Genomic DNA, 22,094 nt, shown 5'->3' with positions numbered 1-22,094 from the left:
AAGAGGCTAAAATGCTGTTTTAGCCTTGTATCTTATGGAAAAGTAAGAGTAATGAAATTGACCTGATGTTTAATTATTATTGTAATTATACCATAGAATGAGCTTAGGAAGCAAGTCGGGACGGTGAATTTCAGAGACGGTTTTTCAGCCAAAGCGGCTTGACAAAAAGAAAAATCAAGCGATGAACATTTGGTCACTTGATTTTGAGGGCTGCTTATTTGGCGAAATAGCCGTGCTTGCGGTACCAATCTACCACGTCAGCTATGCTTTCTTCGAGAGGGCGATGCTGTCCGCCTAGCTCGCTCTCGGTTTTGGCAAAGCTAAAATTACTTTTGAGATATTCTTCGGCCATGAGATGAGCGAGCTCATTGGTAATCAAAATTGGTTTTTTGGTGAGCCGGTGGTAGAGCTCACTTGCTTGGGCATAGATTTTGACGAAAAGAGGGGAGATCTTGCGCTTGGGGGCGGGAACGCCAGTAATTTTTTCCAGTATTTGGTACAATTCTGTCATGGTCACTTGCCGTCCAACTGCCAGATAGCGCTCCTTTGAGCGTCCGTATTTCATGGCGCGGAGATGAATATCTGCTACATCTCTAGCATCCACCATATTATAGCTAGCCTTTAAGATACCTGGAAGTTTTTGCTCTACAAAATTGATAATCAGCTGCCCACTGGAGGTCGGACCAAGGTCTCTAGGACCCAACATTACACTCGGCAAGATAAAGCAACCGAAAACATCTGAATGCTTGTCCAAGAAATCACGAACGGCCTCTTCACTCAAAATCTTGCTGCGATAGTAATCAAAAGGAGTATCTTTTGAGCGAGACATGCTTTCATCGATTAGCTGATTGGCCTCACCTTCCAGTACGACACAGGAGGAAGTATGGACAAATTGGCGGATACCAGCCTCGTAAGCAGCTTCTAGGAGGTTATTTGTGCCTATAATATTAGTGTCGTAGAGCTCCTGCCAGTGCTTGCCGCCTTTATAATTATCGCGGAAAAAAGCAGCGGTATGAAAGAGGCTGTCGCAGCCTGCTAGATAGTCACGATAGCTTTTGGGCTCTAAAATATCCCCCTTGACAATCTGGATAGGCAGGTCGGCAAATTGTTTGCGCGCTTTTTCCTCGGAGCGAACGAGAGCGGTCACTTGAATGTTTTCTTTTAGCAGAGCACGCACGAGATTATTTCCTAAAAGACCGGTCGCACCAGTCACAAAAGCGTGGGTCATTGTTCTAGCTGGTTTTTGATTTGTAGGGTTTGGGGTCATCCGTTTTTCCTCCTTTTGCAAATAGATGATATATCATCTATTTAAGATTTTATATTTTTTAACTAAAATTGTCAACAATTTACCTAATCTAGTGTAAAATAGTATAGAAGTGATTTTTGAAAGGAGAGCAGCGTGGTAGCAGAAGGAATTCGATTTGGCTATTTGTTTAGAAGTGCAGAGAGCTTAGCGACGAGAGAATATGGGAAGTTGCTAGAGCCTTTGGGAATTACGCCCAATCAAAGCGAGGTCTTGCTCGTTTTGGGCGAACATGCTCCGCTGTCTCTCAAGGGCTTGGGGGAATCCCTGATTTGTGAGGAAAAAAGCCCTAGTCGCTTGGTGCAGGCTTTGATTAAAAAAGGCTTGGTCAAGAAGGAAATTTCTAGCAAGGACAAGCGCAGTTCTCGCTTGAGCTTGACTGCTGCTGGAGCGGATTTGCTGCCCAAGATTGCTGAGCAAGAAGCGATTTTTGGGAAACACTTGGCGCAGCAAGTGCCTAATTTGGAGGCTTTTAGCCAGATTTTAGAGGAATTTTTGGTAGATAGTTTCTACGAAGACAAATTAAAACGCCGCTCACTTTGGCGGCAAGAGGAAAAATAGAGGATAAGCATGAAGATTGCAGCTTTTGATACGTCAAGTAAGGCGCTGACGCTCGCGATTTTAGAGGACGAGACCTTGCTGGCGCAGATGACTTTAAATATAAAGAAAAACCACAGCATTACCCTGATGCCGGCTATTGATTTTCTGATGAATAGTCTGGACATGAAGCCGACGGATTTGGATCGTATCGTAGTTGCTCAGGGTCCGGGCAGCTACACAGGTCTGCGAATGGCGGTGGCGACAGCCAAGACTCTGGCTCATACCCTCAAGATTGAGCTGGTCGGTGTGTCTAGTTTGCTGGCTTTAGTCCCAGAGCAGGTGGAAGGTTTGGTCATTCCTGTCATGGATGCCCGCCGCAATAATGTCTATGCTGGCTTTTATCAGTCTGGTCAGTCTGTACGGCCGGAGGATCATCTGCCATTGGCAGAGGTTTTGGAAATAGCTGGCGTTGCTGATCAGCCAGTCACCTTTGTCGGAGAGACTGCAGTGTTTGCGGAGCAGATTGAAGCTGCTCTTCCTGGGGTATCGGTTCAGCCGACTTTACCAGATGCGGCAGCTATTGGTCGTCTCGGTTTAGACCTGCCAGCCCAGTCTATTCATGACTTTGTTCCTAACTATCTCAAGCGGGTAGAAGCCGAGGAAAATTGGCTCAAGACCCACCAGGAATCCAGTAATTCTTACATTCAGCGCCTATGATTAAGTTGAGAAAATGGAGCGACAGCTCGGATGTGGACGTGGCAGTTCTAGCAGAAGAGCTGGAACAGCTCTTACTTGCAGTCTATGCGGTCAGCCCTTGGACTGTGGGTCAATTGGAAGAGATCCTGCTCTCGAATGTGAATAGATGTGCGCTAGCAGAAGATGTGAGTCAGCTTGTCGGCTTTTTAGTCTGGCAGGATACAGACTTTGAAGCAGAAGTTCTGCAGATTGCTGTATTGCCTAACTATCAGGGGCAGAAAATCGCGACAGCCTTGTTTGACTTTTTGCCTTCCGACAAGGAAATATTCCTCGAAGTGAGAGAGTCAAACAGGCCAGCTCTGCTATTTTACAAAAAAGAAAGATTTGAAGAAATTGCGCGGCGAAAGGCCTACTACCATGCGCCGGTGGAAGATGCGATTGTCATGAAAAGAGAGATCCATGAAAGATAGATATATTTTAGCTTTTGAGACTTCCTGTGATGAGACCAGTGTGGCGGTTCTGAAGAATGAGACGGAGCTTTTGAGCAATGTCATTGCCAGCCAGATTGAGAGCCACAAGCGTTTTGGCGGAGTGGTACCGGAAGTGGCCAGCCGTCACCATGTGGAGGTCATTACGGTTTGCATTGAGGAAGCCTTGGCAGAAGCAGGGATTAGCGAGGAGCAAGTCACAGCGGTGGCGGTCACCTATGGTCCTGGTCTAGTCGGGGCGCTTCTGGTCGGCTTGGCAGCGGCTAAGTCCTTTGCTTGGGCTCATGATATTCCCTTGATTCCGGTCAATCATATGGCTGGACACCTGATGGCAGCCCAGAGCGTGGAGCCCTTGGAATTTCCCTTGCTGGCTCTCTTGGTCAGTGGCGGCCATACTGAGCTGGTCTATGTCAGTCAGGCTGGTGACTATAAGATTGTGGGGGAGACCCGCGATGATGCGGTCGGTGAAGCCTATGATAAAGTCGGGCGAGTCATGGGCTTGACCTATCCAGCAGGTCGAGAGATTGATCAGTTAGCTCATGAGGGACAGGATATTTATGATTTTCCGCGGGCTATGATTAAGGAAGACAATCTGGAATTTTCTTTTTCCGGCCTCAAGTCGGCCTTTATCAACCTGCACCACAATGCCCAGCAAAAAGGAGAGGTCTTGTCTAATCAAGACCTGTCAGCAAGCTTTCAGGCGGCGGTCATGGATATTCTCATGGCCAAGACTAAAAAAGCGCTGGAAAAATATCCAGTCAAGACTCTGGTCGTGGCGGGCGGTGTTGCGGCTAATCAAGGCCTGAGAGAACGCTTGACAGCTGAGATTCAGGATGTGAAGGTGGTTATTCCGCCTCTTCGCCTCTGCGGTGACAATGCTGGTATGATTGCCTATGCTAGTGTCAGTGAGTGGAATAAGAAGAATTTTGCCAGTTTGGACCTCAATGCTAAGCCGAGTCTGGCTTTTGAAACGATGGAGTAAGGGAGAAGAATGCGCGGACAGACATTTAAACAGGGAGCACAGGCGGCAGTGCCAACGGCTCTGGGCTATATTGGGATTGGTCTAGCCTGCGGCATCATGGCGGCGCCCTATATGAATCCTTTGGAGATGGGACTGATGAGTATTCTGGTTTATGCCGGCAGTGCCCAGTTTGCCATGATTGGTTTATTTGCTCAGCAGGCGCCTGTCTTGGCCATCGCACTGACTGTTTTTCTTATTAATATCCGACATCTTTTGCTCTGTCTGCATGCATCGACTCTTTTTCGTAAGTCTAGCTTGACTCAGAATATTGTCATTGGTTCTTTTTTGACAGATGAATCTTACGGAGTCTTGATGGGAGAGCGGGCACATACAGAGGAAATCGCTGCTAGTTGGATGATGGGCAATAATTTCATGAGTTACGCTTCCTGGATTTTGGGTACTGTTTTGGGAACAGCCCTCGGTGCCCTTCTGCCCAATCCTGAGAGCTTCGGCCTGGACTTTGCCCTAGTCGCCATGTTTATCGGCATTTTCTCTTCTCAGTTTACAATCATGCTGCGCCGGGTCAAGATAAAGAAGCTCTTTTTGGTCTTGGGCGTGGTGGGTCTTGCCTACTTGCTCCTGACCATGCTGCTTCAAAATTCGCTGGCGGTGCTTTTTGCAACCTTGCTAGGCTGTACAGTGGGGGTGATTTGGGATGATAAGTAAGTATATTTTACTGGCTATTCTTTTGTCAGCCCTAGTCACTTGGATTCCGCGGGTTTTACCCTTTATCCTAGTCAAGTACAAGGGCCTTCCGCCCATGGCAGAGCGTTTCCTCAAATATCTTCCAGTTTCCATTATCTTTGCCCTTATCCTGTCCAGTGTCACCAATGCTAAAACAGGTCAGCTGCCGAGTTTTAAATGGCTGGATTTAATGGTCGTTTTTCCGACTAGCTATGTGGCTTTTAAGTATAAAAACTTGATTGCAACTGTTGTGTTTGGTGTAGTCTTGGTGGCCTCGCTGCGCTATCTGGTTGGATTTCTTGGCTTGTAAATAAGATACAAGACAGATTGAATCGGTCGATTCGGTCTTTTTTTGCTAAATTCTAAGAATTATCTGAAAATACAATATTTTATGCTATAATGGAAGCAATCAAAATCATGGAGGTTCGGAAATGGCAGAAGCAGGTCATAAATTTTTAGCAAAATTAGGAAAGAAACGTCTTCGTCCCGGTGGTAAGCTGGCAACAGACTGGCTGATTGAGCAGGGACAGTTTTCCAGCGACAAGAAGGTTCTGGAAGTCGCCTGCAATATGGGGACCACAACAATCGAGCTGGCTAAAACATATGGCTGCCAGATTACTGCAGTTGATTTGGATAAGGCTGCGCTGGCTCAGGCTAAGCTTAATGGAGACAAAGCTGGTGTTAGTGAACTTGTCACATTTGAGCAGGCTAATGCCATGAAGCTGCCTTATGATGACAATTCTTTTGATATTGTTATCAATGAAGCCATGCTGACCATGCAGACGGATAAGGGGAAGGCCAAATGTATGGATGAGTACTACCGGGTGCTGAAGCCAGGTGGAGTGCTCCTCACACATGACGTCATGCTCAAACAAAAAGATGAGAATGTCCGGGAAGAGCTATCTCGTGCGATTAATGTCAATGTGGGGCCTCTGACAGAGGGTTCTTGGATTCAGCTAGCGCGCTCTCACGCTTTTGATCGTGTAGACACCTTTGTCGGCGAAATGACCTTGATGAGTCTTCGAGGTATGATTTATGACGAAGGACTGGGCGGCACACTGAAAATCTGCTTCAATGCCCTTAAAAAAGAAAACTACAGTCAATTTATGAAGATGTTTAAGATGTTCCAAAAGAATCAGGAAAAACTGGGCTTTATTGCCATGGTTTCTCGCAAATAAATACTAGCCGCTTTGGAAACTCTAAGGCGGTTAAAAAAATTTCTAAAAAAGCTTGACCCTGACCTTAGGTCAGGGCTTATACTATAGTGGTAAGGAGGTCTATCATGTACCATATCAAAGAAGCTGCGCAGCTTTCAGGCGTCTCTGTCAAAACCCTGCATCATTACGACAAAATCGGACTTTTAGTACCCGCCAAATCAGAAAATGGCTATCGGACGTACAGCCAAGCTGATTTAGAGCGGTTGCAGGTTATCCTTTACTATAAGTATCTGGGTTTTTCTTTGGAGAAAACAGCAGAGCTACTGAGTCAGGACGATCAGGCCTTATTGCCGCATCTGGTTAGGCAGTTAGAGTATTTGCAGCAGGAAAGAGAGCGCTTGGATATCTTGATTTCCACCTTACAAAAAACCATCCAAGAAGAAAAAGGAGAAAGAAAGATGACAATGAAAGAAAAATTCGTAGGCTTTACCTACGAAGATAATCACAAATACCATCAAGAAGCTGTCGAAGAATACGGTCAGGAAGTCATGTCGGAAGCATTGACTCGTCAAAATGGACGGGAAGAAGAATCTGCTGCAGCCTTCAATCAAGTTTTTCAAAGTCTAGCAGAGAATATGCAGCAAGGCTTGCCAGTTGAAGCCGTAGAAAATCAAGAGCAGGCAGCGCGTCTCTTACAAGCCATTCGCACTTACGGCTTTGACTGCTCACTGCAAGTCTTTGCCCACATCGGTCAGGGCTATGTCCACAATCCAGAATTCAAGAAGAATATCGATCAATTTGGATCAGGAACTGCCCAGTACACAGCAGATGTGATTGCTGCTTATGTTCGGACAAATGCAGAATAAAAACTGGTGAGAATATTCTGCACTGCACCCCAAAAGTTAGTTAACTTTTAGGGTGCAGTGCAATGTTCCTCGACCAGTTTTTTCAATTACTTTAAAATATTTTTCTAATCACTCATAATGCAAGCTTCCTGCCACCCAGCCGGTGCAGAGGGCGGAGGTGATGTTAAAGCCGCCCGTGTGAGCATTGATGTCTAGGACCTCTCCAGCGAAGTGGAGGCCGGGAACCAGCTTGCTTTCCAGAGTTTTAGGATTGATTTCTTTGAGGCTGACACCGCCCTTGGTGACAAAGGACTTGGCCAGGGACATTTTGCCAGTGACAGGGATGGGCAGTTCTTTGACTTGCATGATGAGGTCCTCTTTTTCACTGATATGGAGTTGTTTGACTTTCTCGGGAAAGGGCTGGGCAAAAAAGTCTGCCATTCGTTCGGGTAGGAGGATTTTCAGACAGTTCTTCAGAGATTTTTCCCGATGTTCTTCTAAAAAATCTGCCAAATCCTGCTTCCTCATCTGCGGCAGAAGATCCAGATAGATAGTTTCGCCGCCTTTGACAAAGCTAGACAAGCGCAGGGCTGCCGGACCTGATAGGCCAAAGTGGGTAAAGAGCAGGTCGTGGGTAATGACATGCTTTCCGTAGCTCAGGGTCACATCGTCTAGCGAAATCCCCTGAAGCGCTTTGTGAGGAAAGTCAGTCAGAAGAGGACTTTCAGCAGCTTCCAGGTCAGTCACTGTGTGCTTGAAGTGTCGGGCAATATCGTGGCCAAATCCTGTCGAGCCAGTTGAAGGGTAGGACTTGCCGCCAGTCGTCACAATCAATTTCTGGCAGGTCCAAGTCTGGTCGCTGGATCTGACAGTAAAAAGCTCATCAGTTTTTTTGACGGAGACAATTTCAGTATTGGTGATGACAGTGCCGCCCAGCTCTGCAATTTTCTTTTCCAAAGATTCGATAATGGTGCGGGACTTGTCTGTCGCTGGGAAAACACGGCCGTGGTCTTCGACCTTGAGTTTGACACCGTTTTCTGTAAAGAAGTTGATGATATCATGGTTGTTAAACTGGGAAAAGACGCTGTAAAGAAAGCGCCCGTTACCGGGAATTCCGGCCATGAGGTCATCTAGGTTTCCGTTGTTGGTCACATTGCAGCGCCCGCCACCTGTACCAGCTAGTTTCTTGCCCAGTCGTTTATTTTTTTCGAGGAGCAGGGTCTTCTGCCCGTGGAAAGAACTGGAAATGGCAGCCATCATGCCAGCCGGTCCTCCTCCGATGATGATTGTGTCGAAATACTTCATTGGTCTTTTCCTTTCGTGGAGAGTGGTTTCTATCAGTTAGTCAGAAATCTTGTGCTTCCTTGGTGAGCAGGATTTGCTATCTTGTAGACGTTCTTGGAAGGTTGTAGCTGAACATCTCTAGGCTTCTAAATTCATTTGATTTTTTCATTTCTTTTACTAGACTAATTTGTCTCATTGTATCATAAAAAAGGGCTAAAAAGATAGGAGTCAGGCTCAAAAAATATTGTGAAATTTGACAGTTAAGGCTTGATATGATAAGATTTAGGTATCTACAAACTAGAAAAAGTTTTTGAGGAAATTATGGCAATTGAAAAGACAGTCAGCGAGTTAGCCGAGATTCTTGGAGTTAGCCGCCAGGCGATTAACAATCGTGTCAAGGCACTGCCGCCAGAAGATACGGAAAAGAATGAAAAAGGAGTCACGGTGGTGACCCGCAGCGGCTTGATTAAGCTGGAAGAGATTTATAAGAAAACTATTTTTGAAGATGAACCTGTCAGTGAAGATGTGAAGCAACGCGAGCTGATGGAAATCTTGGTGGACGAAAAAAATGCTGAGATTGTGCGTCTCTATGAGCAGCTTAAGGCCAAGGACGGCCAACTGGCTAAGAAAGATGAGCAGCTGCGCATCAAGGATGTCCAGATTGCTGAAAAGGACAAGCAGTTGGACCAGCAGCAGCAGCTAACAGCTAAGGCTATGAACGAGCGTGAAACCTTGCTGTTGGAGTTGGATGAAGCCAAGGAAAAGGTGCAGGAGCAGGAAAGCAAGGGCTTCTGGGCACGTTTATTTGGAAAATAAAAATAAGGTTGGGACATCTGTCTCAACCTTGTTTTAAATAAGAATCGCTTTTTAGTAAGCTTTGTATTGTTCACAACATAAAGGAGGAAAATGAAATCACAAAGACTGGGACTTTTACGTCTCTATCGCAATCTTGATAAAATTCTGCTGCTCTTTTTCACGGTCTTTATGCTCATGGAGCTGGCCTGGGTGCCTTTCAACTCCTTTGCAGCAGAGACTCTGCTCAAGCAGACAGGCTACCTCTTCTTGTCTTATACGAATGCCCTGAAGGTTCTGACTTCAAATGTCTGGGTTGGCTTAGCCTTTCTAGCGCTTTTTGCAGCTAATCTCTTTGTCGCTTATTTTCAGATTGGACTGATATTTATGGGTCTCCGCAATCTTCTGGACGAGGAAGAACGCAGCGCCTTTCAGTTTATTAAGAAAAGTTTCAAAGACAGCGGCTCGCTGATTCGCTACGCTAGACCCAGCAAGGTCCTCTTTATTGCACTGTATATGGGCTTTATCTTTCCCTTTCTGCGGCAAATTCTCAAAATCTACTACTTGAATAAAATTCTGATTCCAGAATTTATCGTGACCTATCTCAAGACGGTCTTATGGATGAAATTATCAATCTATGCTTTAGGTTTTCTGTTTTTTTTGATAGCTGTCCGCCTGATGTTTGCCCTGCCAAAGCTCTTTTTTGAGCATTTCCGCCTACGAGATGCGATTAGGTATAGTTTGGAGAAGACCAAGGGGCACCTGATTCGCTATACTTGGCAGCTCTTTTGGATACTGGCTAAGAGCTTTCTCTTCTTTCTTTTAAGCAGCATTCCGATTTTAGTGTTGCAGCAGTATGCGGATGGCCAGTCCAATCAGATAGCCTTGACAGCAGCGGTTGTCAATTACTGCCTCATCAAGCTGGTTTATTACTTCATGGTAGCCTACTTTTTGATTAAGTTTGTGGCTTTTCTGACAGATAGCAAGCTATCTGAGTATCGCTACAGGAAAGGCCTGCCTCTCATGCGCTGGTTTATCCTTTTGGTCACTAGCTCTGCCTTTGCCCTTGAAGGATTTGTCTATCTCAATCTGCCCTTGGAAAATGTCCCTCTGACCATCTCTCACCGTGGAGTTTCGCAGGGAAATGGTGTCCAGAATACGGTTGAGTCGCTAGAGAAAACAGCCTTGCTCAAGCCAGATTATATCGAAATGGATGTACAGGAGACCAAGGACGGCCAGTTTGTCATGATGCACGATGCCAATCTAGAAGTCTTGGCCGGCGTTGATGCTAAACCGCAAGAGCTGACTCTGAAAGAGCTGACGGCTTTAGATATTTCAGAAAATGGACACACCGCCAAAATTTCCAGCTTTGATGCTTATATCAAACGAGCCAATCAGATGGGGCAGCGACTCTTGATAGAAATCAAGACCAGCAGCTTGGACTCAGACGATATGATGGACCGTTTTCTGAGTCAATACGGAGCCAATATCAAGGTTTATGGCCACCAGATTCAGTCTTTGGACTATCAGGTTATTGACAAGACAGTCCAGTATGATGAGAGCATACCGACTTTCTTTATCCTGCCCTACAATACTATTTTTCCACGGACACAGGCTTCTGGCTATACGATGGAGTACTCGACCCTCGATGAAAACTTTGTCGATAAGCTATGGATGACGGATAAGAAGCTTTATGACTGGACCATCAATGATGCAGACAGCATTGGCAAATCCTTCCGTCTGGGTGTTGATGGCATGATAACTGATGATTTGGAGCTGGTGCAGAGCTCTATCAAGGAACTGCAGAACAATCCCGACTATGCCCTGCTTTTGATGAGTAAGGCAGCAGATTTGCTTAATTTTGTGTAGTGGACTAGTGAGGAAACGACTATAAATCAAAAAAGACTGAGATTCTTCAGTCTTTTTTGCTGGTTCGAGTAGCTCTTGACTTATGTTTAGTCAAGAGGTAAGGTTATTTATCTTGCTTAAAAAGGCAATTTGCCTGCGAAAGCGCCCATTTTCTTCTGAGTAGCATCATCAATCTGAGCCAGCGCGTGATTCAGGGCCTGCGCAGTCATCTCTGACAGAGTTTCCAAATCTTCAGGATCAACAACGGCTGGATTGAAGTCAATGCTGACTACCTTTTTATCGCCTGTCAGCTTAGCAACGACTAAATCTTGGGCTGATTTGCCGGTAAATTCTGTTGCAGCTAGTTCCGCTTGGCCTTTTTCCATTTGCTTTTGAAGCTTTTGCGCTTGCTTCATCATGCTTTGCATGTTCATCATAAGATTTTCTTTCCTTTCTCTCGCAAGGGCTAAGCCCTCGGTAATCTTCACTCTTCAAATTATATCATTTTTTGGAAAAGTGGCAAGAAGAACATTTCTAAGAGGTTTGACAAAAATTTAGCATTTATAGTAGAATGGTCATGAATCTATATATCAAGGAGAAGACAACTTGAAAAACAAGAAGATAAAAGGTTTGCTGTTGGTAGTGCTCTCATCTCTCTTCATCCTAATTGGCTGCAGCGGCAGCCCAAAAATTCAGGGAAAATGGAATGTACAGGATGCTAGCGGTGAACAAAAGACCATTGAAATAAAAGACAAGACTATCATTGTCAACGAAGAAGAGTATGAGTACACTCAAATTGCAGTTGGTTTTAAGAATGGGGTGAGTTATTATGGCCTGACTCGGAAAGATAATGGCGGAACATTTTCTATCGTCTTTCCTGAGAAAGATAAAAATATTGCTATTATGCTAATTCCTGATTCAGACGATGACTATCTCACAGGCAGTATGCTCTTTGCTATGAACCGCAAGGAAAAGCCAGATTATAAAAAATATGCAGAGGAATATCTCAATCTACGATAAAAGAAAAGGCGCTGAATTTCAGCGCCTTTTAGGTTTTATTAATGTGATGTCATGGTCGGCAAATCCAGACTAGATTTCTTCAAATCTACCGTCAGCTGATAGTCGGTTTTATCACGAACGGTATGCTCAAAGTCCGTAGTGTAGAGGACGAGGCGCAGTTGGTCGCCTTTTTTCATCTTATAGATGGTTGGTTGCAATTCAAAGGAAAATTCCAGCCATTGGTCAGGAGTGACTTCTTCGACTGTCAGTAGATTGGTTCGATTTTGCAGATTGAGAAAACCTTTGGTGATGACGCGATGAGGCGTTTCGGCAAAGGGCAGCTCAAGCAGATTGTCCAGCATATAGTAGCGGCCGTTGTCCATGACTCTAGGCTCAATAGGCGTAGGAATCGGTGTGAGACGCTTAGCTGGTCCGAAGTCCAGTAATTGAGCAGAAATCAGTCCCTTATCGGTGCTGGATTTGAGGCGAAGATTGAGCTGGCTCGCTCCGTTGAGGAAGAGGTCTTTTTCCAAGGTCCAGTCCAGAGTAATCTGGTTGACCTTACCGTCAAAGAGCTCAGTCTTAAAGCTTTGGTAGTTTTTGGCAAAACGATTATAGTCTTCTTCTGGATATTGATTTTGGATAGATTGGCAGTCTTGGCCTAGTTGGAGCTGAAGTTTCTGCTCTTGTCCACCGAAGTCTTCCAAGGTCAGCCAGCTTTGAGCCTGGCTGTTGTCCTGCCAGATGACTGCTGGAAGTTCAAAGTCTGATTCATACCCCAGCAGTTTCTTGCTCAGCAGAGCATTGATAGACTCACGGAAGTCGATGGACTGCCAATTGTTTATGTAAACATGGGCACCGTTATGGAAGAAGAGATGTTTTTTGATGTGGTGCGGTAAGGCTCGAAACATATTATAGACATGGAGGGGCTTGACATTCCAGTCTTGAGAGCCATGGGTGAAGACGACTTCGGCCTTGACCTTATCTGCATGGAGCAGGTAGTTGCGGTCATGCCAAAATTGGTTGTAATCTCCGGTTTGCCGGTCTAGTTCTTTGCGCTGTTGCTCTAGGCTTTGCTGATAAGCATCATTATGACGCAGGTAGTCACCAGCCCTCAGGTTGCGGGAGTAGGTCAGTTCGGTCAGGGATTCAAAATCCTCTCCTGGATAGCCGCCAGGACTAGTGACAAGGCCGTTTTCGCGGTAGTAGTTGTACCAAGAAGAAATCCCAGCTTCAGCGATGATGACTTCCAGACCATCTACACTGGTTGTTGCCAGTCCGTTGGACATGGTGCCCAGATAGGAGATACCGGTCGTAGCTACTTTTCCGTTGGACCAACTAGCCTTGATTTCCCGTTGGCGGGTGTGGTCGGTGAAGGCTCGGCAGCGGCCGTTGAGCCAGTCAATAACGTTTTTATAAGCCTCAATCTGCTGATAGTCACCGCTGGTCATCAGCCCTTCAGAATCTTTGGTTCCTACACCAGACACATAGAGATTGGCAAAGCCGCGGGGCAGCAAGTAATCATTGAGCGTGTAGGTACCGATATGGCCTAATTTTTCCTCGGATTCAGAGACTTCTTGGGCAGAATCCGGCGAATCAAGCTGGAGCAATTTGAGCTCAGGATTTTGGACTGTGATTTGATGAGGCTCTTTTTTTACTAAGTCCACATTCATATCGTGGAGAGCCTTGTCGCTGGCGGGGTCATTGGTTCCTTGATGATAAGGAGAAGCGGTCATGACAGCAGGGACTTGTCCTTGATAGCGGGGCCGAATAATGCTGACCTTGATGAGATCCGGACGACCGTCTTGATCAGTATCCACGCGTGATTCCACATAAACCACCTCTCGGATAGCATCATGGCTGGAAAAGGTTGCCAGGCTCTTACCGTTGAAGTAGTGGTGGGTATTGTCCTCAGGAATCAAACCCTCGCTGACTAGCTTATCAATCAGCAAATTACCATTTTTTGTTCGAGTGTTGAGCAGCTGGTAGAGGTTTTCCAACAAGTCTCCAAATGTAATGGGAAAGCCTGTTTCTTTGCGAAAGGCCTCAACATCTGTAAAATCAATAAAGGGCGAGAACTCAAGCAGCTGAAAGGCCACAGTGTAAAAGACAGACGCCGTCAGTTCTCTGTCAGACTGGAAAAAGCTCAGCAGGTCTATTTGGCTGTCAGCAGCCAAGGATTTCAAGGGATAATCTGTATTTTTATAAGTGAAAAAGCTGGTGCGGAGAAAATCTTCAAGATTTTCCTTATCAGAGCGATTGCTGTCATAAAAAAAGCCTAATTCCGCTAATTCTGTCAACATATTTTCCCGTTTCGTTCTTGCATAACTATACTGATTAAAACGCATATTCTTCCCTCTTTTTCTTATTTTTATTAAAAATGACCTTTACATTATCCATTATACTTGATAAAATAGACTTTGTCTAAAAAATATTTAAGGAGTATCACTAAATGGATTTCGAATGGGTCGTTAAATACGCCACAGAATTTTTAGGAACAGCTATCCTCATTGTCTTGGGGAACGGAGCTGTTGCCAACGTTGAATTAAAAGGAACTAAGGGACACCAGAGCGGTTGGTTAGTCATCGCTGTCGGATACGGTATGGGGGTTATGATTCCAGCTTTGATGTTTGGTAATGTGTCTGGCAACCATATCAACCCTGCCTTTACTTTGGGACTTGCTGTCAGCGGTTATTTCCGTTGGGAACAGGTTGCACCATACATTGCAGCCCAGCTTTTAGGAGCTATTTTCGGACAGGCCTTGGTCGTTGCGACTCATCGCCCTTACTATTTGGGAACAGAAAATCCTAATAATATTTTGGGTACTTTCTCTACCATCTCTAGTCTAGACCATGGCACGCCTGAATCACGTAAAGCAGCCTTGTTCAATGGTTTTATCAATGAATTTGTTGGTTCTTTTGTTCTTTTCTTTGCTGCTATGGGTTTGACCAAGAACTACTTTGGGGCAGAATTGTTGAGCAAAGCTGAAGCAACTATCAATTCGCAAGCTGCTCAGATGGCAGCACAAGGGACTTCAGTTCCTAAAGAACAGATTGCTGCTGCAATATCTCAGGCTAAAGACCAAGTTGCACCATTCCAAGTTGGTAGCCTTTCAGTCGCTCACTTGGCACTTGGTTTCTTGGTAATGGCTTTGGTAACCTCACTGGGAGGCCCTACTGGACCAGGACTGAACCCAGCTCGTGACCTCGGACCTCGTATCCTCCACTTCATCCTGCCAGAATCTATTTTGGGCAAACACAAGGGTGATTCAAAATGGTGGTATTCTTGGGTTCCAGTTGTGGCACCGATTCTTGCAGGTATCACAGCGGTCCTCTTGTTTAAAACAATCTACGGATAAGCACATAAAATCAGAGTTGGGGGATTTCCCCAACTCTTTTTTCGAACGATAGAGAAGGTAAAGATGGAGATGCAAGTATCAAAATATCATAAGATCAGTGGCCGCAGAACCTTACTCTTTGGTTTTTTAGCCCTTATTTTCGGCCTGATTATCATTGTCAATGGCTTCAGATTTACCAAGCTGGCCTTCGATTTTATTTCGCTTTATCTTACAGTTGTTGGCTTGGTAAATATTGTTCTTCATGTTTTTACGCGCAAGAAAGAAGGGGCTGTCTGGCATAGTCTGCTTCAGATTGCAGTCGCTATGGGTATCAGCTGGCTCAACCGAATCAGTGATGTGCCTGTCAATATCGTGATTATTAGTTTGGGTAGCTACCAGCTCTTGACGGCCGGTATTTACGGAATGACCTATCTGCTTTATCGGCAAAATCATGTCAAGGGCGGCTTGCGCTATCTATTTGATACCGTTCTCTATGGTGGAATTGGGCTGACCAGTATTCTTTCGCCTGCGACTGACGGACACTTGCAGTTTTTGATTTTGGGAATCTATTTGATGATGCTGGGAATGTCCAATATCCGGGATGGCCTCTTTTTTGATAATGACCGTGAAAAACATCGGCTGCGTAGGCAAATTCGTATTAACCTCCCTATTATTTTTGCAGCCTTTATTCCGGTAGAAAATCTGGAACACTTTAATCGATTGATTCAGGGAGATACAGCTTCTGATCGTAAAAATGTTTATAGTCTTGTTAAGAATAGAGAGAAAAAGGCAGACTTAGAGGTCTTGGTCCATACTTCAAAGACAAGTTTATTAGGTGGCATTGGTCATGTAGATATTTGTTATCAGGGACAAGTGATTTCTTATGGCAGCTATGATGTTTTTTCTGAGCGATGCAAGGGCATGATTGGAGATGGTGTTCTCTTCAAGGTTCCTAAAGACGCCTATATTGAGCTTTGCAAAAAAGAAAGCAAGAAAACACTCTTTGGTTATTCTCTGGCTTTGACAGATAAGGAGAAAGAGGCGGTTGAGAAGCGCCTAGCTGAAATTGATCAGCTGTTAGTAGAATGGGAGCCGCCAGCAGAACTGAAAAATGGCCAGCCAACATACTCCTACAAGTTGAAGCATGAACTAGGAGCGCAGCTATATAAGTTTAAAACCAGTCGTTTCAAGACGTATTTTGTCCTGTCGACCAACTGTTGCCTGCTAGCAGATTCGATTGTTGGACAGGCTGGGACAGATATTCTGGATATTCGCGGGATTATCGCGCCCGGTACCTACCAGTCTTATCTGCAGTACGAGTTTGAGTCCGCTAGAGGCTTGGTCATTGCTCAGACTGTTTACCAATAAATCTAAGGCCTTCTTGTTTTAAAAATTGTTTATTTGCGCATAATTTCTTGTCAAAAAGATGAAAATCCATTACAATAAAATGGTTTGGAGGAATTATGAGCGCGAATCATATTATTAGAATTATCCCTGTATTAAAGATCAATAATCGTCATTTAAATCAAGAGTTTTTTGTAAATCAGCTGGGCATGAAGGCCCTTTTAGAGGAAGCTGCTTTTCTGTCCTTGGGAGATCAGACTAAGACAGAGAAACTGCAGCTGGAAGAATCACCCAGTATGCGGTCGCGGCGAGTCAAGGGGCCTAAAAAATTAGCCAGAATCGTTGTCAAGGTTGCAGATGCTAAAGAAATCGAGTCTCTATTGGCTCAAAAGCCTGCTTGGACAAAGCTGTATCAAGGAGAGAAAGGATATGCTTTTGAAGCCCTTTCGCCAGAAGGCGACCTAGTTCTCCTGCATGCAGAAGAGAATAGAGCAAGTCTGCAAGAAGTCACGGCAGCGCCTGAATTTGAAAAGCAAGAGGACTTCATCGGCCTTAGCCAATTTGAGATAGAGACAGTAGAAATTCGTGTGCCTGATGCCAATGCAGCCCAAGAATTTTACAACAAGATTGAAAATGCGCTGGATTTTCTGACCTTTACAGAAGCAGAGGGACAAGACTTGCAGGCAGACAATGCCCTGACTTGGGACTTGACCATGCTCAAAGCTCAGGTCAATCGTTTAGAAACCGCTGCCCTGCGTCCTATCTTTAAAGAACAAGAGGTCTTTGTACCCAAGTCAGATAAGTTCCTGTTGAGTCAGGATTCTAGTAAGATTGAATTGTGGTTTGAAGCATGACTCTAGAAAAAATCATCAATAAAATCAAAGAACAGCTGAAAGACGGTATCTATCCCAGTGCTAGTCTAGCCTTGTATCAAGCTGGCCGGTGGCAGGAATTCTACTTTGGCCTAGCTGCTCCGGAAGATGGGAAGGCCACTCAAGCGGGTTTGGTCTATGACTTAGCTAGCGTCAGCAAGGTGGTCGGAGTTGGTACTCTGGCAGCCTTTTTGTATGAGCAGGGCAAGCTGGAGCTGGATTTGCCCTTGCAGCACTATTATCCGGCCTTTCATCGAGAAGATGTGACCTTGCGTCAGCTCTTGACCCACACATCTGGGCTGGATCCCTTTATTCCCAATCGTGACCAGCTGACAGCTCCTGAGTTGAAAGCAGCACTCAATCATTTGACAGTGCTTGAAGATAAGACCTTCCGCTATACGGATGTGAATTTTCTGCTCTTGGGCTTTATGCTGGAAGAGATCTATGGTCAGTCCTTGGATCAGATTTTTCAAAGTCAGATTTTCCAGCCTTGGGGTTTGACTGAGACAGGTTTTGGACCAGTTCCAGGGGCTGTGCCGACCGTTCGCGGTGTCCAGGATGGTCAGGTTCATGATCCCAAGGCGCGTGTTCTAGGCATCCATGCTGGCAGTGCAGGCTTGTTTTCAACCCTAAGGGATTTAGAAGTTTTTCTGGAGCATTATCTGCAGGATGACTTTGCGGACCATCTGACCCAGAATTTTTCCAAGGAGTCAGGCAAAAGGCGCAGTCTAGCTTGGAATCTGGAGGGCAGCTGGCTGGATCACACTGGCTACACAGGAACCTTTATCATGTATAATCGTAAGGAGCAAAAGGCGGCTATTTTCCTATCCAACCGGACCTATGAAAAAGACGAGCGGGCTCAATGGATCTTAGACCGTAACCAGCTGATGGACCTGATAAGAAGAGAACTTTAAAAGACTCCGGCTGCAAGCCCCGGAGTTTTATCGTGTCTGCCTATATAAATATCGGTCTCTAGCCCCAGTGATTTTCTCTTAATAAAAATCGCTTTTTTTGCCAAAGTATATTAAAATAAGATAGAGAGAATCTACAGACAAGAGAAGAGTATGACAAAAGAAATCGGTGTCGGCAAGGCACATAGTAAAATTATTTTAATGGGAGAGCATTCGGTGGTCTACGGCTATCCGGCCATTTCCCTGCCCCTTAATCGTATTGAAGTGACCTGTCAGGTCTTTCCGTCTGAGCGGGCCTGGACCCTCTATGCCGAGGATACGCTGTCTATGGCTATTTTTGCCTGTCTAGAACATCTCGGCCAGCAAGGGGCTAAGATTCGCTGTCAGGTGGAGTCCATGGTCCCTGAGAAGAGGGGAATGGGTTCTTCAGCCGCGGTTAGTATTGCGGCTATTCGGGCGGTCTTCGACTACTTTGAGGAAGAACTGGATGACCAAACACTGGAGATTCTAGCCAATCGGGCAGAGATGATTGCCCATATGAATCCCAGTGGCCTTGATGCCAAGACTTGCCTTAGCGATGTGGCTATCAAATTCATCCGCAATTTTGGTTTCAGTGAAATAGAGCTGGATCTGGATGCCTTTTTAGTGATTGCAGATACGGGCATTCACGGTCATACCCGCGAAGCTATCCGAGCTGTAGAAAGTCAGGGTCAAAAGGCTCTGCCCTTGCTGCAGGAATTGGGGAATTTAACGAAAATCCTTGAAAAGGCTATTTCTATCAAGGACCTGATGACAATGGGACAAGCTATGACCAAGGCTCATGAGAAGCTAGCCAAGCTAGGGGTTTCTTGCCAGAAAGCAGATGAGCTGGTATCGGTAGCTCTTGAAAACGGAGCTTTGGGAGCTAAGATGAGCGGCGGCGGTCTGGGTGGCTGTGTCATTGCTCTTGTAGGAGAAAAAAGTCAGGCGGAGGCCTTAGCCGCCTTATTGAGAGAGAAAGGGGCCATTAACACATGGATCGAAAGCCTGTAAGTGTCAAATCCTATGCCAATATTGCAATTGTCAAATATTGGGGGAAGAAAGATGCAGAAAAGATGATTCCGTCTACCAGCAGTATCTCGCTGACACTGGAAAATATGTATACCGAGACGCAGCTGAGTCCTTTGCCGGATTCAGCGACTGGAGATGAGTTTTATATTGACGGTCAGCTGCAAAGCCCGGCAGAACATGCCAAAATTAGTAAGATTATTGACCGTTTCCGCTCTCCAGAAGATGGTTTTGTCCGCGTTGATACCAGCAATAATATGCCAACTGCAGCAGGGCTGTCTTCCAGCTCCAGCGGTCTATCTGCTCTAGTCAAGGCCTGCAATGCTTATTTTCAGACGGGCTATCAGACGCAAGAGCTGGCCCAGCTGGCTAAGTTTGCTTCAGGATCATCTGCTCGGTCTTTCTTTGGTCCGCTAGCGGCCTGGGATAAGGACAGTGGGGCCATTTATCCAGTCAAGACGGATTTGAAACTAGCCATGATTATGTTGGTTCTGCACGATGAGAAAAAGCCCATTTCCAGCCGCGACGGCATGGAGCTCTGTGCTAAAACTTCCACCATTTTCCCAGATTGGATTGCCCAGTCTGCCTTGGATTATCAGGCTATGCTGGGCTATTTACGAGATAATAATTTTTCCAAGGTTGGTCAGCTGACGGAAGAAAATGCTCTTCGGATGCATGCTACGACAGAAAAAGCTTATCCGCCGTTTTCTTATCTGACAGAGGAGTCTTACCAGGCTATGGATGCTGTCAGAAAGCTGCGGGAGCAGGGCGAGCGTTGCTACTTTACCATGGACGCGGGGCCCAATGTCAAGGTGCTCTGCTTGGAGGAAGACCTAGACCATCTGGTGGCTATTTTTGAGAAGGACTACCGGCTTATCGTCTCCAAAACAAAGGACTTGTCAGATGAAGACTAGTGCAAGAGTCCAAACCTGCGGCAAGCTCTATCTGGCGGGTGAATATGCAGTGCTGGCGGCAGGTCAGCCGGCCATTATCAAGGCCATCCCAATCTATATGACGGGAGAAATCCAGACAGCGCCTGACTATCACTTGACATCAGATATGTTTGAACACAGCTCTAACCTAGAGCCAGATCCTGATTATGCCTTGATTCAGGAGACGATAGGAGTTATGAACACTTATTTATTGATCTTAGGCTTCCAACTTCAGCCTTTTTCTCTAAAGATTAGTGGCAAGATGGAGAGAAAAGGCAAGAAGTTCGGGATTGGCTCCAGCGGTAGTGTTGTTATTCTGACCATCAAGGCCATGGCAGCCCTTTATGAGCTGGACTTAGAGCCAGAGCTACTCTTTAAGCTGGCTTCTTACGTTCTCCTCAAGCGCGGGGACAATGGTTCCATGGGAGATCTAGCCTGCATTGCTTATGAAGACCTGATTTACTACCGATCTTTTGATAGAGAGCTGGTCCGCAAGCGTATGGACAAAGTTGATTTACAGCAATTACTAGCAGAGGATTGGGGTTTTGAAATTCGCAGTATTAAGCCTTGCTTAGCCATGGATTTTCTAGTTGGCTGGACCAAGCAGCCGGCTATCTCTAAGGACTTGGTCAATCAGGTCAAGTCAGCTATTTCAGAGTCCTTTTTGACAGGCAGTAGGACGCAGGTTGATGCTTTGGAGAGAGCTTTATTAGCAGGAGAGCAGCCCGTTATTCAGTCCAGTTTGGAAAAGGCTAGTCAGCTATTAGAAACACTCAGTCCGGTTATTTATACAGACAGGCTGAAAGTCTTAAAAGAAGCGGCAGAGGGACTGAACTGTGTGGCTAAGAGCAGTGGTGCCGGCGGTGGTGACTGCGGGATTGCTCTCAGCTTTGATGCCGCATCTAGCAAGCAACTAATTCAAGCCTGGCAAGAAGCTGGCATTGAGCTATTATACAGAGAAAGGATGGGTCATGATGAGCCAGAATCGTAAGGACGACCATATCAAATACGCTTTAGAGCAGCGTCCGGGTTACAACAGTTTTGATGAAATGGAATTGGTTCACCGTTCTCTGCCCAAGTATGATTTGGCAGAGATTGACCTATCTACTCACTTTGCTGGTCGTGATTGGGACTTTCCTTTTTATATCAATGCCATGACTGGCGGCAGCCCAAAAGGCGGTCAAATCAATGAAAAGCTAGCTCAAGTAGCTGAAAGTTGCGGCCTTCTTTTTGTAACTGGCTCTTACAGCGCAGCCTTGAAAAATCCTTCTGATCCTTCCTATCGGGTGGCGACTGGTCGGCCTAATTTATTGCTGGCTACCAATATCGGCTTGGACAAGCCTTTTCAAGCCGCCCAGCAGGCTGTAGCAGATTTGCAGCCCCTCTTTTTGCAGTTTCATGTCAATCTCATGCAGGAATTGCTGATGCCAGAGGGCGAGCGGGAGTTTCGTTCTTGGCGCCAGCACTTGACTGATTATAGTCAGCGGCTGGATCTTCCCCTAATTCTTAAAGAAGTTGGCTTTGGCATGGATCGCTCTACTGTCGAAGAAGCGCGCTCCTTGGGGATTCAGACTTTTGATATTTCAGGACGTGGTGGAACTAGCTTTGCCTATATTGAAAATCAGCGGGGTGGCAATCGTGACTACCTCAATGATTGGGGGCAATCTACTCTGCAGAGCCTGTTGGCGCTTCAGCCACTTCGCGATGAGGTCGAACTCTTGGCTAGTGGAGGTGTCCGCCATCCTTTAGACATAATCAAAGCTCTGGTCTTAGGAGCCAAGTCGGTTGGCCTTTCTCGCGCCATATTGGACTTGGTGGAAAATCACTCAGTGGAAGAGGTTATTGATATTGTAGAGGGCTGGAAATCGGATCTGCGCCTCATCATGTGCGCCCTGTCCTGTCGAAATTTGCAAGAATTAAAGAGTGTATCCTATCTACTTTATGGGCGGCTGAAAGAAGCTCAGGAACAGATTAAATAAATAGCATAAAGACAT

General features: G+C 45.7%; 23 protein-coding genes. 19 read left to right on the top strand and 4 right to left on the bottom strand.

Going from position 1 to position 22,094, the window contains the following annotated elements; translation table 11 throughout:
- Positions 1-214: 214 nt before the first annotated feature.
- The gene (locus MFP28_RS10075) at positions 215-1,267 is read right to left on the bottom strand and encodes an SDR family oxidoreductase (RefSeq protein ID WP_032916093.1); all 1,053 of its coding nucleotides are present in this window, start codon (positions 1,265-1,267) and stop codon (positions 215-217) included.
- Positions 1,268-1,399: 132 nt separating this feature from the next.
- Between MFP28_RS10075 and MFP28_RS10070 the strand changes: the two genes are divergently transcribed.
- The 8 genes from MFP28_RS10070 (at position 1,400) to MFP28_RS10035 (ending at position 6,755) form a co-directional block, all read left to right on the top strand.
- Complete coding sequence (locus tag MFP28_RS10070; RefSeq protein WP_000225125.1) at positions 1,400-1,864, top strand: MarR family winged helix-turn-helix transcriptional regulator; 465 nt, start codon at positions 1,400-1,402, stop codon at positions 1,862-1,864.
- 9 nt (positions 1,865-1,873) lie between these two features.
- The gene (gene tsaB, locus MFP28_RS10065) at positions 1,874-2,560 is read left to right on the top strand and encodes a tRNA (adenosine(37)-N6)-threonylcarbamoyltransferase complex dimerization subunit type 1 TsaB (RefSeq protein WP_002907340.1); all 687 of its coding nucleotides are present in this window, start codon (positions 1,874-1,876) and stop codon (positions 2,558-2,560) included.
- The gene (gene rimI, locus MFP28_RS10060; RefSeq protein WP_002907339.1) at positions 2,557-3,009 is read left to right on the top strand and encodes a ribosomal protein S18-alanine N-acetyltransferase; all 453 of its coding nucleotides are present in this window, start codon (positions 2,557-2,559) and stop codon (positions 3,007-3,009) included. The genes tsaB and rimI overlap by 4 nt, the downstream gene beginning before the upstream one ends.
- Entirely contained in the window at positions 2,999-4,009 is a 1,011-nt protein-coding gene (tsaD, locus tag MFP28_RS10055; protein WP_002907338.1) for a tRNA (adenosine(37)-N6)-threonylcarbamoyltransferase complex transferase subunit TsaD, read from the top strand. Before rimI ends, tsaD begins: the two co-directional genes overlap by 11 nt.
- A 9-nt stretch (positions 4,010-4,018) precedes the next feature.
- Positions 4,019-4,714 (top strand): AzlC family ABC transporter permease, encoded by a 696-nt coding sequence (locus MFP28_RS10050; protein WP_002907337.1) that lies wholly within the window; start codon positions 4,019-4,021, stop codon positions 4,712-4,714.
- Positions 4,704-5,042, top strand: coding sequence for an AzlD domain-containing protein (locus MFP28_RS10045; RefSeq protein WP_002907336.1), 339 nt, complete (start codon positions 4,704-4,706; stop codon positions 5,040-5,042). The genes MFP28_RS10050 and MFP28_RS10045 overlap by 11 nt, the downstream gene beginning before the upstream one ends.
- A 121-nt stretch (positions 5,043-5,163) precedes the next feature.
- Entirely contained in the window at positions 5,164-5,910 is a 747-nt protein-coding gene (locus tag MFP28_RS10040; protein ID WP_002907334.1) for a class I SAM-dependent methyltransferase, read from the top strand.
- 104 nt (positions 5,911-6,014) lie between these two features.
- Entirely contained in the window at positions 6,015-6,755 is a 741-nt protein-coding gene (locus tag MFP28_RS10035) for a MerR family transcriptional regulator (protein ID WP_002907333.1), read from the top strand.
- A gap of 108 nt (positions 6,756-6,863) precedes the next feature.
- On the opposite strand, the gene MFP28_RS10030 is transcribed toward MFP28_RS10035, so the two are convergent.
- Positions 6,864-8,039, bottom strand: coding sequence for an NAD(P)/FAD-dependent oxidoreductase (locus tag MFP28_RS10030; protein WP_002907332.1), 1,176 nt, complete (start codon positions 8,037-8,039; stop codon positions 6,864-6,866).
- Positions 8,040-8,339: 300 nt separating this feature from the next.
- On the opposite strand from MFP28_RS10030, the gene MFP28_RS10025 reads away from it, so the two are divergent.
- Together MFP28_RS10025 and MFP28_RS10020 are read left to right on the top strand one after the other, a co-directional pair.
- The gene (locus tag MFP28_RS10025; RefSeq protein WP_002903414.1) at positions 8,340-8,834 is read left to right on the top strand and encodes a DUF536 domain-containing protein; all 495 of its coding nucleotides are present in this window, start codon (positions 8,340-8,342) and stop codon (positions 8,832-8,834) included.
- A 90-nt stretch (positions 8,835-8,924) separates the two neighbouring features.
- Positions 8,925-10,679 (top strand): glycerophosphoryl diester phosphodiesterase membrane domain-containing protein, encoded by a 1,755-nt coding sequence (locus MFP28_RS10020; protein WP_002907331.1) that lies wholly within the window; start codon positions 8,925-8,927, stop codon positions 10,677-10,679.
- Between the two features lie 116 nt (positions 10,680-10,795).
- Here MFP28_RS10020 and MFP28_RS10015 read toward each other — a convergent pair whose 3' ends face one another.
- Complete coding sequence (locus tag MFP28_RS10015; protein WP_002919734.1) at positions 10,796-11,095, bottom strand: YbaB/EbfC family nucleoid-associated protein; 300 nt, start codon at positions 11,093-11,095, stop codon at positions 10,796-10,798.
- A gap of 169 nt (positions 11,096-11,264) precedes the next feature.
- On the opposite strand from MFP28_RS10015, the gene MFP28_RS10010 reads away from it, so the two are divergent.
- Positions 11,265-11,678, top strand: a complete 414-nt coding sequence (locus MFP28_RS10010; RefSeq protein WP_002907330.1) for a hypothetical protein — start codon at positions 11,265-11,267, stop codon at positions 11,676-11,678.
- Positions 11,679-11,716: 38 nt separating this feature from the next.
- Here the strand turns inward: MFP28_RS10010 and MFP28_RS10005 are convergent, their stop codons facing one another.
- Entirely contained in the window at positions 11,717-14,005 is a 2,289-nt protein-coding gene (locus MFP28_RS10005) for a Xaa-Pro dipeptidyl-peptidase (protein WP_002907329.1), read from the bottom strand.
- Positions 14,006-14,109: 104 nt separating this feature from the next.
- Here MFP28_RS10005 and gla point away from each other — a divergent pair, with 104 nt between their 5' ends.
- The 8 genes from gla to fni all read left to right on the top strand — a co-directional run bounded on the left by gla (position 14,110) and on the right by fni (position 22,079).
- Positions 14,110-15,015 carry an aquaglyceroporin Gla gene (gla, locus tag MFP28_RS10000; RefSeq protein ID WP_002907328.1) on the top strand — a complete coding sequence of 302 codons (906 nt, stop codon included), beginning with the start codon at positions 14,110-14,112 and terminating at the stop codon, positions 15,013-15,015.
- A 63-nt stretch (positions 15,016-15,078) separates the two neighbouring features.
- A complete protein-coding gene (locus MFP28_RS09995; RefSeq protein ID WP_002907327.1) occupies positions 15,079-16,362 on the top strand; it encodes a hypothetical protein in 1,284 nt (427 codons plus the stop codon).
- Between the two features lie 95 nt (positions 16,363-16,457).
- A complete protein-coding gene (locus MFP28_RS09990) occupies positions 16,458-17,192 on the top strand; it encodes a CppA N-terminal domain-containing protein (RefSeq protein WP_002907326.1) in 735 nt (244 codons plus the stop codon).
- Positions 17,189-18,124 (top strand): serine hydrolase domain-containing protein, encoded by a 936-nt coding sequence (locus tag MFP28_RS09985; RefSeq protein ID WP_002907325.1) that lies wholly within the window; start codon positions 17,189-17,191, stop codon positions 18,122-18,124. The genes MFP28_RS09990 and MFP28_RS09985 overlap by 4 nt, the downstream gene beginning before the upstream one ends.
- Before the next feature lie 150 nt (positions 18,125-18,274).
- Positions 18,275-19,153 (top strand): mevalonate kinase, encoded by an 879-nt coding sequence (gene mvk, locus MFP28_RS09980; protein WP_002907324.1) that lies wholly within the window; start codon positions 18,275-18,277, stop codon positions 19,151-19,153.
- Positions 19,135-20,082 carry a diphosphomevalonate decarboxylase gene (mvaD, locus tag MFP28_RS09975; protein WP_002907323.1) on the top strand — a complete coding sequence of 316 codons (948 nt, stop codon included), beginning with the start codon at positions 19,135-19,137 and terminating at the stop codon, positions 20,080-20,082. Before mvk ends, mvaD begins: the two co-directional genes overlap by 19 nt.
- Positions 20,072-21,091 carry a phosphomevalonate kinase gene (locus tag MFP28_RS09970; RefSeq protein ID WP_002907322.1) on the top strand — a complete coding sequence of 340 codons (1,020 nt, stop codon included), beginning with the start codon at positions 20,072-20,074 and terminating at the stop codon, positions 21,089-21,091. Before mvaD ends, MFP28_RS09970 begins: the two co-directional genes overlap by 11 nt.
- Entirely contained in the window at positions 21,072-22,079 is a 1,008-nt protein-coding gene (fni, locus tag MFP28_RS09965; protein WP_002907321.1) for a type 2 isopentenyl-diphosphate Delta-isomerase, read from the top strand. The genes MFP28_RS09970 and fni overlap by 20 nt, the downstream gene beginning before the upstream one ends.
- Positions 22,080-22,094 lie beyond the last annotated feature (15 nt).

Origin of the sequence: Streptococcus sanguinis (assembly GCF_050234405.1) — a bacterium.
Classification (GTDB): domain Bacteria; phylum Bacillota; class Bacilli; order Lactobacillales; family Streptococcaceae; genus Streptococcus; species Streptococcus sanguinis_W.
This window is presented reverse-complemented; position numbering and strand designations above follow the sequence as displayed.

Coding starts and splice junctions, on each gene's coding strand:
- MFP28_RS10040 (WP_002907334.1), top strand. CDS start 5,164: ATGGCAGAAGCAGGTCATAAATTTTTAGCAAAATTAGGAAAGAAACGT.
- gla (WP_002907328.1), top strand. CDS start 14,110: ATGGATTTCGAATGGGTCGTTAAATACGCCACAGAATTTTTAGGAACA.
- MFP28_RS09990 (WP_002907326.1), top strand. CDS start 16,458: ATGAGCGCGAATCATATTATTAGAATTATCCCTGTATTAAAGATCAAT.
- MFP28_RS10025 (WP_002903414.1), top strand. CDS start 8,340: ATGGCAATTGAAAAGACAGTCAGCGAGTTAGCCGAGATTCTTGGAGTT.
- MFP28_RS10015 (WP_002919734.1), bottom strand. CDS start 11,095: ATGATGAACATGCAAAGCATGATGAAGCAAGCGCAAAAGCTTCAAAAG.
- MFP28_RS09970 (WP_002907322.1), top strand. CDS start 20,072: ATGAAGACTAGTGCAAGAGTCCAAACCTGCGGCAAGCTCTATCTGGCG.
- MFP28_RS10005 (WP_002907329.1), bottom strand. CDS start 14,005: ATGCGTTTTAATCAGTATAGTTATGCAAGAACGAAACGGGAAAATATG.
- fni (WP_002907321.1), top strand. CDS start 21,072: ATGATGAGCCAGAATCGTAAGGACGACCATATCAAATACGCTTTAGAG.
- MFP28_RS09985 (WP_002907325.1), top strand. CDS start 17,189: ATGACTCTAGAAAAAATCATCAATAAAATCAAAGAACAGCTGAAAGAC.
- MFP28_RS09995 (WP_002907327.1), top strand. CDS start 15,079: ATGGAGATGCAAGTATCAAAATATCATAAGATCAGTGGCCGCAGAACC.
- rimI (WP_002907339.1), top strand. CDS start 2,557: ATGATTAAGTTGAGAAAATGGAGCGACAGCTCGGATGTGGACGTGGCA.
- MFP28_RS10020 (WP_002907331.1), top strand. CDS start 8,925: ATGAAATCACAAAGACTGGGACTTTTACGTCTCTATCGCAATCTTGAT.
- MFP28_RS10035 (WP_002907333.1), top strand. CDS start 6,015: ATGTACCATATCAAAGAAGCTGCGCAGCTTTCAGGCGTCTCTGTCAAA.
- MFP28_RS10045 (WP_002907336.1), top strand. CDS start 4,704: ATGATAAGTAAGTATATTTTACTGGCTATTCTTTTGTCAGCCCTAGTC.
- MFP28_RS10030 (WP_002907332.1), bottom strand. CDS start 8,039: ATGAAGTATTTCGACACAATCATCATCGGAGGAGGACCGGCTGGCATG.
- MFP28_RS10075 (WP_032916093.1), bottom strand. CDS start 1,267: ATGACCCCAAACCCTACAAATCAAAAACCAGCTAGAACAATGACCCAC.
- mvk (WP_002907324.1), top strand. CDS start 18,275: ATGACAAAAGAAATCGGTGTCGGCAAGGCACATAGTAAAATTATTTTA.
- MFP28_RS10050 (WP_002907337.1), top strand. CDS start 4,019: ATGCGCGGACAGACATTTAAACAGGGAGCACAGGCGGCAGTGCCAACG.
- mvaD (WP_002907323.1), top strand. CDS start 19,135: ATGGATCGAAAGCCTGTAAGTGTCAAATCCTATGCCAATATTGCAATT.
- tsaB (WP_002907340.1), top strand. CDS start 1,874: ATGAAGATTGCAGCTTTTGATACGTCAAGTAAGGCGCTGACGCTCGCG.
- tsaD (WP_002907338.1), top strand. CDS start 2,999: ATGAAAGATAGATATATTTTAGCTTTTGAGACTTCCTGTGATGAGACC.